The organism is Shewanella sp. Sh95 (assembly GCF_001308045.1).
Classification (GTDB): domain Bacteria; phylum Pseudomonadota; class Gammaproteobacteria; order Enterobacterales; family Shewanellaceae; genus Shewanella; species Shewanella xiamenensis.
On record NZ_LGYY01000247.1, the window covers coordinates 1 to 13,347 of the forward strand.

10 protein-coding genes are annotated in these 13,347 nt (G+C 46.9%); 3 read left to right on the plus strand and 7 right to left on the minus strand.

The features are described from left to right. Positions 1–234 precede the first annotated feature (234 nt). Both AEA42_RS18760 and rlmJ read left to right on the plus strand, forming a co-directional pair. Positions 235–2,499: a GGDEF domain-containing phosphodiesterase gene (locus AEA42_RS18760; protein WP_047535567.1), complete on the plus strand. Its 2,265-nt coding sequence runs from the start codon at positions 235–237 to the stop codon at positions 2,497–2,499. 92 nt (positions 2,500–2,591) lie between these two features. After that, the gene (rlmJ, locus tag AEA42_RS18765) at positions 2,592–3,437 is read left to right on the plus strand and encodes a 23S rRNA (adenine(2030)-N(6))-methyltransferase RlmJ (RefSeq protein WP_055648535.1); all 846 of its coding nucleotides are present in this window, start codon (positions 2,592–2,594) and stop codon (positions 3,435–3,437) included. Positions 3,438–3,548: 111 nt separating this feature from the next. Here the strand turns inward: rlmJ and AEA42_RS18770 are convergent, their stop codons facing one another. Genes AEA42_RS18770 through AEA42_RS18780 form a run of 3 tightly spaced genes read right to left on the minus strand, consistent with a single transcriptional unit; the run spans position 3,549 to position 5,914 of the window. Further along, positions 3,549–4,271 (minus strand): lytic transglycosylase domain-containing protein, encoded by a 723-nt coding sequence (locus AEA42_RS18770; RefSeq protein ID WP_055648536.1) that lies wholly within the window; start codon positions 4,269–4,271, stop codon positions 3,549–3,551. Further along, positions 4,271–5,299: a DUF3137 domain-containing protein gene (locus AEA42_RS18775; RefSeq protein ID WP_037423817.1), complete on the minus strand. Its 1,029-nt coding sequence runs from the start codon at positions 5,297–5,299 to the stop codon at positions 4,271–4,273. Before AEA42_RS18775 ends, AEA42_RS18770 begins: the two co-directional genes overlap by 1 nt. Before the next feature lie 48 nt (positions 5,300–5,347). Next, entirely contained in the window at positions 5,348–5,914 is a 567-nt protein-coding gene (locus AEA42_RS18780) for a LemA family protein (RefSeq protein ID WP_037423819.1), read from the minus strand. 476 nt (positions 5,915–6,390) lie between these two features. Here AEA42_RS18780 and AEA42_RS18785 point away from each other — a divergent pair, with 476 nt between their 5' ends. Then, positions 6,391–7,998: an AbgT family transporter gene (locus AEA42_RS18785; RefSeq protein WP_055648537.1), complete on the plus strand. Its 1,608-nt coding sequence runs from the start codon at positions 6,391–6,393 to the stop codon at positions 7,996–7,998. Between the two features lie 99 nt (positions 7,999–8,097). Here the strand turns inward: AEA42_RS18785 and AEA42_RS18790 are convergent, their stop codons facing one another. The 4 genes from AEA42_RS18790 to AEA42_RS18805 all read right to left on the minus strand — a co-directional run bounded on the left by AEA42_RS18790 (position 8,098) and on the right by AEA42_RS18805 (position 13,153). Further along, positions 8,098–8,418: a hypothetical protein gene (locus AEA42_RS18790; protein WP_081990902.1), complete on the minus strand. Its 321-nt coding sequence runs from the start codon at positions 8,416–8,418 to the stop codon at positions 8,098–8,100. Positions 8,419–8,450: 32 nt separating this feature from the next. Beyond that, on the minus strand, positions 8,451–8,726 hold the full coding sequence (locus AEA42_RS18795) for a hypothetical protein (RefSeq protein ID WP_055648538.1): 276 nt from the start codon (positions 8,724–8,726) through the stop codon (positions 8,451–8,453). A gap of 134 nt (positions 8,727–8,860) precedes the next feature. Then, positions 8,861–11,995, minus strand: coding sequence for an efflux RND transporter permease subunit (locus tag AEA42_RS18800; RefSeq protein ID WP_055648539.1), 3,135 nt, complete (start codon positions 11,993–11,995; stop codon positions 8,861–8,863). 9 nt (positions 11,996–12,004) lie between these two features. Next, a complete protein-coding gene (locus AEA42_RS18805; protein ID WP_055648540.1) occupies positions 12,005–13,153 on the minus strand; it encodes an efflux RND transporter periplasmic adaptor subunit in 1,149 nt (382 codons plus the stop codon). Positions 13,154–13,347: the final 194 nt, after the last annotated feature.

Here is a 13,347-nt window from a genome sequence, read left to right on the forward strand (position 1 = left end):
CGCTTTATCACGGATAAATTATCGACCGAAAAAGTGTTTAGATTTCAAGCAACCAGCGATTGTCTTTAAAGAAATGGTATTGGCTGCTTGATATTGGCGAGTGTCGCACTTCGCAGTTGAATTCGGGCTGATTTATAATGGAAGAAATCTATTTATGTAACAAATTAGCGATTTATGTTATATGTCTTATTCCCAGTCAACCTTAGCGACTTCCGTATGGAATAAGGACATTTTTTGCTTAACTGGCTGAAAGGTTTTTTGTTTATCAGAGAGCAAGACTTTTTAAACCCTGATAGAACCATATTAAAAACCAGTTTATTGCGGATTATTTTGCTAAGTGGTGCAGTATTGACCACCAGCATAGTGCTGCACAGTTCATTGATTGCATATGAACTCAACCTCAGTTTTATTATTGGCATCACGGTCAGTTTTTTAACTGTGCTATTTCTTGCGCTATGGTTTACCCGTCGATGTTTACTGGCGAGTTCAATCAGCTTGCTGGTCATGGTGGTTGCAGCCTGTTTGTCTATCTTGTTGTTTGTACCTAATTTCAATTTGTCGCAGGCGGGTATTACTTTTCTGTATACGCTGCCGCTGATGGCGCTTTTTCTGTTTGGCAGAAAAGTCGCCTGCTGGATGATGTGCTTCAATGTGTTGCCTTTTTTATTATTGCTGCGTAACCAAAACCTCCCGCCCCTTGTCGATGTGGATATTAGCCTGCCCGCAACTCACGCCTATCTAAACGGGTTACTGTTTATGTTTTTTAATATCTGTATCCCCTTATCGGCAATGCGGCTATTAAAAACCCAAAAAATCCATGCACAGCAGATGATTAAGCATCAAAAGGCACTGCAACATACCTTAGATCAATATGCTGAGATTTTTGATAATAATGGCACAGCGTCTTTCTTCTGTAATGAGGATGGAGTGATTCTCAACCTAAATAATGCGGCAAAGAACATTGCTACCGATATCACACTCAATAGCACTCGCCTATGTGACATTTTTGATTTAACTGAAGATGCCAGCGTCAATTTACTCGCCGCGTCATTTCAGACCCGTTTAAAAAACAACCAAAGCAATCGATATCTCCTGCAAAAAGCCTCATTGGAGCACCACGATACCTTGTTATTTCACTGTCACGATATCACGGCGCAAACCAATCATGCGCTTGAATTAAGTCGACTTAAAAAGCACCATATCAGCACTCATTATTATGATTTAGTCACGGGTTTACCCAACGAGAACCATTGGTATAACCCCGCTCCAAGCGCGACTCATCAAGCAATGACCGTCGCTTTAGTTAAGATAGATAATCTCAGCCAAATCAATGCCGCATTTGGGATCGGCGTTGGTGATGCAATTCTAAAAGCCTTTGCCATAGAACTGAAAGAACGTGTCGGCCATCAGGCCAAAATATACCGCTTTAGGGGCGCATCCTTTGCCCTAGAATTCACCGAACTACCGTTAATCTCCCCAGAGACGCTTGCACAACAATTGCGGCAACGCATACCAACCAGTTTAAAACTGAAGCAAGAACAGCAGATTGAATATCATCTCGAATGTCGAATAGGTTGCTGTTCAGGTAATAAATCCGCGCCGCAGCAAGCCGCCGAGCAATGCTTAATTGCCATCAAACAAACCACCCAAGCTAACCCTGTCATGGTGTATTACGTTGGTTTGATTAACAATTTGCTTGAGGCCTCCTCGCAAGAAAGTAAAATCCGCGATGCGTTAAAACACAACCGTCTTGAAATGTGGTTACAGCCTAAAGTGATGGCTGATGGCCATATCATTAGCTTTGAAGCGCTCGCCAGAATGTTCGATAAAGACGGCAGCATGATCATGCCAAGCACCTTTATCCCCATTATAGAGTCGTCACAATTACAGGCGATTTTTGCGATGAAAGTGCTTAGACAGTTACTCCAACTGATCCGCTCTTGGCCAAAAAATGTCCCTATGGTCAGGATAGCTTTCAACTTGTCAGGGCAAGATATACTGTCGGATCGCTTCTTTAAAGTCTTGATCCAAACCTATATGAATCATCCTGAACTCATCCCATTATTAGAAATTGAAATTACAGAAACTTCAGTATTTTCAACATATAAAGAAACTGGCAGACGTTTAAACACTCTTGCTCGTATGGGCGTATCCATTGCGATTGACGATTTTGGCACTGGCCATGCGTCACTAAGCCAGTTAATCGATATCAGTGCCGACACCATTAAGATCGACCGTTACTTTGTGAGTCAGCTAGGTATTAGCGAGCGCCATACTCAAATTGTCAACGCCGCAATTTTATTAGCTAAAAGTTTAAACCTGAATGTCATTGCAGAGGGGATCGAAACCGAAACGCAATTAATGCAACTGACCGCACTAGGGTGTGAACAGTTTCAAGGTTACTTATTTGGTAAACCCGCCCCCGCTGGGCTTTGGCTAAAAACCTTCCAGATGCAAACCCCTTCACATTGGCTAGCTCATAAAAAACGGGCGAAGTGAGGCATTAATTTTACGCCATAGGGCATCCTAGGTATAATTGCCGACATGCATTTGCCTCCCTTTGCTTTGTTTGCAAATAACTAGGATCCCCCATGTTAAGTTACCGTCACGGTTATCACGCCGGCAATTATGCCGATGTGCTGAAACACGCTATGTTGCTGCAAACCTTGCAGTTAATGCATAAAAAAGACAAACCGCTAGTGTATATCGACACCCATGCGGGTGCAGGCGGTTATGCGTTAACGGATGAGTTTGCCCAAAAGACAGGTGAATATCTCGACGGGGTGGCAAAACTGTGGGACAAAACCGATCTGCCCAAATCCTTGCAAGATTATATAGATGCGGTGCGTCATTTTAATGAAGACAATCCAGAAGAACTGAACTTTTACCCAGGTTCGCCAGCCTTTATCGATATGGATCTTGGGCCAAAGGATCGTATGCTGCTGCACGAGCTGCACGGTACCGATCATCTGCTACTGGATGAGTATTTCGAACAAGATAAGCAAGTTAAAGTGATTAAAGGCGATGGCTTAAAAGGGCTGATTGCCGCAGTACCGCCACTAGAGCGCCGCGCACTGGTACTTGTTGACCCCAGTTATGAGATTAAGACCGACTATCAAACAGTGGCCGACACGTTAATCAAGGCGCACAAACGCTTTGCCACGGGCGTATTTATGCTCTGGTATCCGGTAGTCAACCGCGCGCAAACAGAAGAAATGCTCTCCCGCTTAGCCACTAGCGGTATTAAGCGCCAACTACGTATCGAGCAAGCCATCAAGCCCGATTCTAACGAGTTTGGCATGACAGCCGCAGGACTATGGGTGATCAATCCACCTTGGCAACTGGATGAAATTGCTACCGAAGTGCTCGATTACTTAGGTAAAACCTTAGGCCAAGCAGATGGTCATGTCAGCGTAAAATGGGAAGTTGGCGAATAAGCTCTGCCAGATTGGCTTCAACATTATGAGGCTACAACATAGCGCAGCGGATACTTTACTTGTCCCGCTGCGTTTGTTGTTAAAGCAGAATATCGATAGTTACAGCGAACCTTATACCTTAGTGCTGCGGTAACGCTTGAGCAGAATTTGCACCCGTTCTACGTAGGCTTGGGTTTCTGGATAGGGCGGAATACCGTTGTACTGAGTCACAGTTGTAGGCCCAGCATTATAGGCCGCACAGGCCAGCGCAATATCCCCATTAAACTGTTTTAGCATTTGCGCCAAATACTTACTGCCACCAAGAATATTCTCCTCTGGCAAAAAGGCATTAGTCACACCCATCTCTTTGGCGGTTTCGGGCATCAATTGCATTAACCCCATAGCCCCTGAGCGGGATATCGCTCTAGCATTAAATGCTGACTCAGCATGGATAACCGCACGGATAAGTGCAGGATCTAACCGATGTTTATGGGCCGCGCGGCTGATTAAACTCTCGTAATTACGGGTAAACAACCGAATACCATTCCAATCGATAGTCGAGTCTGGGCGACAAGCAAAGCAATCGTACAATAGGATTTGGTAATCGCTGCTCGATGGCGCTTTATCGGTAAAAACCGTTACGCCATTGGCCTGTTGATATTGATAAACCTTAAATTTTTCTTGGCCTTCCGTACTGACGATGCCACTGTCAGAATAGCGCGCCACAATGCGCGGCTTAGTCGGTTTGACCTCTTCGGCGAACACGGTTGCAAAGCTCCCCCAAGTTAACAATAAGCCGAGCCCATATAGCGCAATCGACTTAAGGTAAGTAGGTGGTTGGTGCATTGCTATCATCAAAGTCCCGTGTATTCGTTTAGTTTAAGTATTTCAATAATAGCAAAGAGTTGCTTCATCTCACGGTTTAACTGGCTAAATTCTGTCGAAAAATTCGCACTATCAAAGATAGAGCGCATTTGGAAGCGACTCCTACGATTGGGCAAAAATAGGATCAGCCGGTTGCGAAAGAAGGCACATTGGATATCACCAGCAAAGACCTTTGCCAGTTGCTGTAATCGCTCCATAAAAGCGGTGTTGAGCAAATAACGTGATTCAATTTGATCTGTTGAAAACACATCAAACTCTTTTTCAAACAAGGGGTCTTCTAGTCGCACTCTTTGCAGCCCCGAATGACTGTCGGATAAGAAATTCGCTAATCCGCCACGATCCTTTAATACCACGGTATGGCCGATAAACTGCTTGTGACTACTGAGCTCGACCACAGTGCCGCGAAAACGGGTTTCAGTGCGGGTTACGGTTCTGCGTTTATTACCGTCCCACTCTTCCACTCGCACATCTTTGGTCAGGGTTAACTCATTGACGATTAGCTCTACCCCTTTGTATTGACCGTGAATATAGTCACCAAAACTCACCTTGTCGTAATGAGGTAAGACTTTTGCCGCCGAGAGCCGATTTATATCAAGGCGCATCTCGCGATTGTAGATAAAGTCTTCACCAAAATACTTAAACATGATGGGATAGATTTCTTGCTGTACTTGACGCGTAAACTGCCTTGTCGGGGTAAAACTCCAAAAACCTAATAACAGTAGTGCAATCATTGGTAACGGAAACATCACCAGCCCACGGCTATGTCCCAATATCGTTAATAGTACGAGCCCTGCAACAATCACTAAACTGAGATACAAGCGTTGACGTGTTGCCTTAAGGCTCGCCACGCGCTTGGTTTCATAACGGGCAGCAAGCGGTGCAAGGTGGGAATCATAATACTGTTGCAGCGACTCCCTATCCGCAGGCTCTGCCGACAGTTTTACTGTCTGTCGCTGTGCCTTGATGGGACTGCCCAAGATAAAGGTGAGTATATTCATTGAGATCGTTATTTTACGGGGGTATTTTACCCCCGCAAATATTAAAGATTACAGATAATCTGCCGCGTCTATTGGTGCTTTAGATGCCTCACTGACTTCATAAAATGGCATCACTTTAATCTTAGCCATTGACGCAATAATCGACCCAGGAAAAATTTCAACGGCTGTATTTAACTCCGACACCGCTGAGTTATAGAAACGACGAGCCGCCGAAATATGTGCTTCGACCTCGTTATAGGTTTGCATGGCTTCAAGCATAGTGTTGTCGGACTTCAGCTCGGGATAGTTTTCAACATTAACCATCAAGGTAGCCATTTTGTCGTTTAACTGCTCGGCTTGTGCAATATGCTCTTTAACCGCATTGGGGTCAGTCTTGTTGTAATGACGGGTTAATTGCGTGCGTAGCTCAGTAATTTCAGTGAGCAATGACTTTTCATGATCCATAAATCGCTTGGCGATTTTGAGGATATTGGGCACGAGATCGGCGCGTTTAGCCAACTGCACATCGATCCCCGACAGAGCCTCAAGGGCGGTATTGCGTTTTTTGACTAGGCTGACATACCAAAGATAGGTCACGATAAAAATCAGCGCTAATCCCAGTAACAGTTTGTCCATCTTCCATCCTTAGTGTTTATTATTGTTTTTAATGGCTACAGCTAACCATAAATAAGCAAGAATTTCATCTAAAGCGTTAGCTAGTGCAATGAAATGTTATCTTTTACTGCACAGGTAAGAGCATCTGACCCAAGATTTTTTGTGACAAGATTAAACCCGAATTGATTGAAAACATTCAGCTTGGATACAGAAAAACTAAGCTATAGTTAATTTGCACAACGTTTAGAGCAACCTTTTTGCTCGTGAATACTGGACTCCCCGTGAGTCCATTTTTTTATCCAAAATCTGCCTACATACTGCTCTAGCCACATTTAAGTTTTATTTAAAGCACAAGCATCATACTTTTCGGCCAATTTTTCACTTTTACCTTAGCGTTAATCCAATCACTTGAGCGAGAGGCTCCTCAGCCAAGTCACGCCGCATCGATTCAGCTCACGGATAAAAAATGCGCTAGCAAAGGTCGACAGAGGCAAGGCATGAGTTTGAAATCCAATCATATTCCCATAAAGACACCGCCCCCACATGACATCAGCTCAAGTGGCTGGTTTGTACGCTTTCTGAATATTGTCGAACGGTTAGGTAATTTATTGCCACACCCTATTACCCTGTTTGCTCTATTTTGTGTCGCCGTGATTCTGGTGTCTGGCATTGCTGGCTACTTTGAGTTGACGGTGGCCGATCCACGCCCCGAGGGCGCCCACGGCCGAGGTGCCGATGGACTTATCCATGTGGTTAGCCTGATGAATGCCGAAGGCTTGCGGATGATAGTGTCCAACTTAGTCACTAACTTTACCGGTTTTACCCCCTTGGGCACGGTTCTGGTTGCCCTACTGGGTGTGGGTATCGCCGAGCGTTCAGGACTATTATCCGCCGCCATGCGCGCACTCGTTATGGGAACATCAAAGCGTTTAGTGACAGTGACTATCGTGTTTGCGGGGATTATGTCAAACACCGCGGCAGAGCTTGGGTATGTGGTATTAATTCCCATGGCGGCGATGATTTTTCATTCCTTAGGCCGTCATCCGTTAGCAGGCTTAGCCGCCGCATTTGCAGGAGTATCAGGGGGATACAGCGCAAATCTGCTGCTCGGTACTGTCGATCCACTGTTGTCGGGCATAACTGAAGCGGCGGCGCGGATGATCGACCCCGACTACAACGTCGGCCCTGAGGTTAACTGGTACTTTATGTTTGTCTCGACCTTTGTGATCACTTTCCTCGGCGCCTTTGTGACCGAGAAAATTGTCGAGCCCAAACTGGGCAAGTATCAGGGCGATGATGCCGATGAAACCGTGCATCAATCCATGGGCAATATCACTGAGCTGGAAAAACGCGGCCTCAAGTGGGCGGGATTAGCAATGCTGGTGTTGGCGGTGATCCTTGCGCTATCTGTCGTGCCAGAGGGTGCACCACTGCGCGATCCTAAAACCGGTCTGGTTTCGGGCTCACCCTTCCTCAAAGGCATCGTCGCCTTTATCTTTATCTGTTTTGCGATCCCGGGTTTTGTCTACGGCAAGGTCGTTGGCAGCATTAAAAACGATAAAGACGTTATCAATGCCATGTCGCACAGTATGAGTACAATGGGACTGTATATAGTACTGGTGTTCTTTGCGGCACAATTTGTGGCCTTCTTTAACTGGAGTAATCTCGGCGCCGTGTTAGCCGTGCTGGGCGCAGATGCCTTGCAATCCATAGGGTTAACTGGGCCAATCCTGTTCCTGTTTTTTATTATACTGTGCGGTTTTATCAACCTAATGCTGGGTAGTGCTTCAGCACAATGGGCCATTACCGCCCCCATTTTTGTGCCCATGTTGATGTTGGTTGGCTATGCGCCCGAAACCATTCAAGCGGCCTACCGTATTGGGGATTCGGTAACTAACTTAATCACGCCAATGATGAGTTATTTCGGATTGATTTTAGCGGTGGCCTGTCGCTATCAGAAAAACCTCGGCATAGGCACACTGATCGCCACTATGTTGCCTTATACCTTAGTGTTCTTCATCGGCTGGACGGCGTTTTTCTTTCTGTGGGTATTCGGTTTTGGTTTACCAGTAGGGCCAGGGGCAGCAACTTACTATACGCCTTAGGCACGAGTGATATGCCTTAGGCACGAGTTTAACTTTCGCTAGGTTGATTAGGGCGTCGCAGCTAGTCTCGGCGCCTTTTTCATGGACAGATTTAACGGGCTAGTCGTACAACCATTCCATTAAAAAGCCACAAATCAGTAAGAAAACCCCAAAGTTAAACACCATCGTTTGTAATTTCGACTTAGGCGACTTATCGTCGGCTTGGGTCATGACCTGACTTAACGGTGTAAAAAACATATTGGGTTCGAGTCCCATGCCGATAAAAAATACCGCTACGGCAACACTACGGATGAGCTCGGGGACGACAAGCTGCTCAAGATAAAACTCATAGGCACCATAGGCCAAAATGCCAATAGCGATAGCATGGCAAATCATCGCTACGACAAGTTGCTTAGTGATAAGACTGCTCACCGATGACACGATTTTGCTCCTACGCCAGCGCTATGTATTGATTATGGACAACATTTGCCGCGCAGTTTATCTCTTCTGTGATTTAACTGCATCCATAGCGTCCAGCCAAATAGCACGCCACTCGCGGGATAAATATATAGTGCGACTTTCATTGCCTGCCAAAATGGCGTCTCAGCGGTGAAGTATTGAAACCCCACCACCAAAAGTGACGTCACACTCCCCCAATACAGTACGCCAATCACCAAAATGAAATACCACTTTCCCTTTGCGAGAGATGCCTCTAATTTGATTAATTGATCCTTACTGACTGCCGACATCACCTACTCCCTTTTTATCTTGACTCATTTAATATGCCCGAATTGATTCAAGGTAGCTATCCATCCTTGTAACGATAATATTTTTCGCCCAACAAAAAGCCCTGTAAATACAGGGCTTTGATTAGAACGTTAGATTACTCCGCCGATGTTGGCTTTTCGTCTTTCGCTTTTCTCTCTCGTTTACTAAAGATCCGCTCAACAATAACGAAGAACAGTGGCACGAAGAAGATACCTAAGAACGTCGAACTCATCATACCGCCAAGTACACCAGTACCGATGGCATTCTGGCTACCTGAACCTACACCCGTACTAATGGCTAACGGCACAACCCCCAAACCAAACGCCAGCGATGTCATCAGAATCGGACGCAAACGCACACGTACAGCATGTAACGTCGCTTCAACCAGACCCGCCCCTTTCTCGTAGAACTCTTTCGCAAATTCCACAATCAAGATGGCGTTCTTGGTTGCCAAACCAACGGTTGTCAGCAGACCTACTTGGAAGAACACGTCGTTTGGCAAGCCACGGCCATTCATCGCCAGCAGGGCACCGATAATACCTAGCGGAACCACTAGGATTACCGCAAACGGAACAGACCAGCTCTCATACAGTGCAGCCAATACGAGGAATACCACCAGAATCGACAACGCATATAGCGCAGGCGCTTGGTTACCCGATAAACGCTCCTCATAGGATAAGCCGTTCCACTCGATGCCAAAGCCCGGTGGTAACTGTTTAACTAGGTCTTCCATAATATTCATGGCCGCACCAGTACTAAAGCCAGGTGCTGTTGCGCCTTGAATATTCACCGCAGGTAAACCGTTAAAACGTTCTAGACGTGGTGAGCCGTATTCCCAAGAACCTGTCGCAAAGGCTGAAAACGGCACCATATCGCCCTTGTTGTTACGCACATACCAAGTGTCTAGGTCTTCTGGCTGCATACGGTATTGAGCATCACCTTGCACAAATACCTTTTTAACACGACCACGGTCGATAAAGTCGTTAACATAAGAACCACCCCACGCCGTTGCCAACACATTGTTAACGTTAGCAATCTCAACGCCTAATGCGCTCAACTTAGCATGGTCAATGTGCAATTGATAAATTGGCGCATCTTCCTGACCATTAGGGCGAACCCCCACAAGGTTTGGATTTTGAGCTGCCATACCCAGCAATTGATTACGCGCCGCCACTAACTTATCGTGACCTTGGCCGTTTTTATCTTGCAGGTACATATCGAAACCATTGGCCGTACCCAACTCGATGACCGCTGGCGGTACGAAGGCGAATACGAAGGCTTCTTTCATTTGGCTGAATACACCCATAGCGCGGCCCGCAATGGATTGAACATCCATACCTGGCGCTTCACGCTCTGACCAATCCTTCAAGCCAACGAAGGCAATACCCATGTTCTGGCCTTGACCCGCAAAACTGAAGCCCGCAACACTAAATACCGACCTTACGCCTTCTTCAGCCATAAAGTGATCAGAGACTTTCTCTAACACTTTCATGGTGCTTTCTTGGGTAGAGTTGGTTGGCAAAATTGCCTGCGTGAACAAGATACCTTGGTCTTCGTCTGGTAAGAATGCCGTTGGCATGCGCATGAAAATCCAGCCCACTGCCACCACTAATGCAGCGTAAATCATCATGACCCTGAAGCCACGCTTCACAATGCCAGCCACGCTCGATTCGTAACGGTTCGTTAAGCGATCGAAACCACGGTTAAACCAACCGAAGAAACCCGTTTCGATATGGCCATGACCCTTCTTCAACGGTTTGAGCATAGTCGCACAGAGTGCGGGGGTTAAAATCAAGGCCACCAGCACAGACAGCGCCATCGCAGAAACGATAGTGATCGAGAACTGACGGTAAATTACCCCAGTAGAACCCGACATAAACGCCATAGGTACGAATACCGCAGACAAGGTCAGACCGATACCGACTAACGCACCCGTAATTTGATCCATTGACTTACGGGTCGCCTCGAGTGGGCTTAAGCCCTCTTCGGCCATTACCCGCTCAACGTTTTCCACCACCACAATCGCGTCGTCCACGAGTAGACCAATCGCCAGTACCATTGCAAACATGGTGAGGGTGTTGATGGAGAAGCCCGTTGCCGACAGAATCGCAAAGGTACCCAGCAATACGACAGGTACTGCGATGGTTGGAATCAGCGTCGCACGGAAGTTTTGCAGGAAGAGGTACATGATGACGAACACCAGTACGATAGCTTCGAGCAGAGTGTGTACCACGCCTTCAATCGATTTCTCAACGAATGGCGTTGTATCGTAGGGGTAAACCACATCTAGCCCAGCAGGGAAGAAGGGACGTAACTCTTCAACTTTAGCGCGAACGGCTTCTGCCGTGTCTAAGGCGTTAGCACCAGTAGCCAACTTAATCGCAATACCAGAAGCGGGTTTGCCGTTATATAGAGACTCTACCGCATAGCTTTCAGAGCCTAGTTCAACACGCGCCACATCACCCAAGAACACGTTCGCACCCGAAGTATCGGATTTGATGATGATCTTGCGGAATTGTTCTGGCGTTTGCAGACGGCTCTGTGCCGATACTGTCGCGTTTAACTCTTGTCCTGGCAGTGATGGCGTACCACCGAGTTGACCCGCTGATACCTGCGCGTTTTGCGCACGGATAGCGCTCACCACATCTAAGCTGGTGAGATTGTATTGGGTCAGCTTCAATGGATCTAACCATATACGCATCGCATATTGGGCACCGAAAATCTGAATTTCGCCCACGCCAGGTACACGGCTCATAGGATCTTGGATGTTAGCGCCCACATAGTCGGCGATGTCACCCTTATCTAAAGAACCGTCGGTCGAGACGAAACCCAGTACCATTAGGAAGCCAGAGCTTGACTTGTTAACGTTAACCCCTTGAGATTGCACCTCTTGTGGTAACAGAGTCATAGCGCCCTGTAACTTGTTCTGCACCTGAACCTGCGCGATATCCGGATCGGCTTCCGCGTTAAAGGTCAAGGTAATAGACGCGTTACCAAAGCTATCACTGGTCGATGCGATATAACGTAGGTGGTCGATACCCTTCATACGTTGCTCAATCACCTGAGTCACTGAGTCTTCAACGATTTTGGCCGATGCACCTGGGTAGTTCGCACTGATCACCACTGTTGGTGGCGCAATACTGGGGTACTGCGAGACTGGCAGGGATCGGATCGATAGAACCCCCGCCAACATAATGATTAAGGCGATCACCCACGCAAAGATGGGGCGATCAATAAAAAAACGTGCCATAGCTATGCCCTATTGTGCTTGGGTTTCAGAAATAACTTTGGGAGTGACTGGTGCACCTGGACGGATTTTTTGTAATCCTTCCACAATCAACTTATCGCCCGCTTCCAAACCGGCAGTAATACGCCATTGATTGTCGATAACTTCAGCGGTGGTCACAATTTTTGCTTCCACTACGCCTTGATCGTTCACCACCATGGCCACGGCTTGTCCCTTAGCGTTACGGCTAATGGCTTTTTGCGGTACTAGGATGGCTTGAGGATCGGTACCAGTATTCAGCACGGCGCGAACATACATGCCAGGCAGTAAGAGGCCATCTGGGTTAGGGAATTCTGCACGCAGGATCACTGAGCCCGTGTTTTCATCCACACTCACCTCAGCAAATTGCAGCTTACCGCTGTGGCCATAAACAGTGCCGTCTTCAAGCACTAACTGCACGTCAGCGTTATCCGCCGCCTGCAGCTTACCTTGCTTCAGCTTGGCTTTTAGGCGTAACAGCTGAGCACTCGATTGAGCGATATCCACATTGATAGGATCAAGCTGTTGAATGGTTGCCAGAGTTTGGCTTTGGTTAGCCGTTACTAGCGCACCCGCTGTTACACTCGACTTACCGATACGGCCTGAAATCGGCGCTAATACTTCAGTGTATTGAAGATTGATTTTCGCAGTATTAATCGCCGCTTCTGCTACAGTCACGCTGGCCAGCGCTTCTTTGTAAGCGGCTTCGGCTTCATCGAAATCTTGTTTACTGATTGCGTTAGTTTTAACTAACTGCTGATAACGAGCCGCTTTTGCCTTAGCAGAAGCAAGGCTTGCATTTGCTCGAGCTAAGTCAGCATTTGCACTGACAAGTGCAGCTTTATAAGGCGCAGAATCAATTTGATAAAGAGATTCGCCTTGCTTCACATTGCCGCCTTCGACAAAGCTACGCTTAGTGATAATGCCATTCACTTGAGGACGAACTTCGGCTTCAAGAAATGCCTTGCTACGACCCGGTAACTCGACTTGGATAACCTGTGGCTTAGCCTCCACTTTGATTATCCCAACTTCCATGCTCTGCGGCCCCGCGCCGCCATGAGCGGCTTTATCCTCTTGAGGGCTACAAGCTGCCATCCACAACGCCACGCTGATTACTGAGGCAAGTTTAATTGTCTGCCGCATGAGAACTCCTTTAAATTTTAACGCCACCGTGTTCACACAATATGGATGATTTCACGGCCATAATTATCCGACTTTCCGCACCTGATTTAGGAATAAATTTGCCGATACCGTTCGCCTAACACGTCGAGAATGATCTGCTGGTCCACTGTGAGTCCTGTGACTTGAGGTGGCGCCTCTCCCAACTGGTACTCGTG

What these genes read in the sequence shown, in the direction of transcription:
- rlmJ (WP_055648535.1), top strand. Translation starts at nt 2,592, where the DNA reads ATGTTAAGTTACCGTCACGGTTATCACGCCGGCAATTATGCCGATGTG.
- AEA42_RS18770 (WP_055648536.1), bottom strand. Translation starts at nt 4,271, where the DNA reads ATGATAGCAATGCACCAACCACCTACTTACCTTAAGTCGATTGCGCTA.
- AEA42_RS18775 (WP_037423817.1), bottom strand. Translation starts at nt 5,299, where the DNA reads ATGAATATACTCACCTTTATCTTGGGCAGTCCCATCAAGGCACAGCGA.
- AEA42_RS18780 (WP_037423819.1), bottom strand. Translation starts at nt 5,914, where the DNA reads ATGGACAAACTGTTACTGGGATTAGCGCTGATTTTTATCGTGACCTAT.
- AEA42_RS18785 (WP_055648537.1), top strand. Translation starts at nt 6,391, where the DNA reads ATGAGTTTGAAATCCAATCATATTCCCATAAAGACACCGCCCCCACAT.
- AEA42_RS18795 (WP_055648538.1), bottom strand. Translation starts at nt 8,726, where the DNA reads ATGTCGGCAGTCAGTAAGGATCAATTAATCAAATTAGAGGCATCTCTC.
- AEA42_RS18800 (WP_055648539.1), bottom strand. Translation starts at nt 11,995, where the DNA reads ATGGCACGTTTTTTTATTGATCGCCCCATCTTTGCGTGGGTGATCGCC.
- AEA42_RS18805 (WP_055648540.1), bottom strand. Translation starts at nt 13,153, where the DNA reads ATGCGGCAGACAATTAAACTTGCCTCAGTAATCAGCGTGGCGTTGTGG.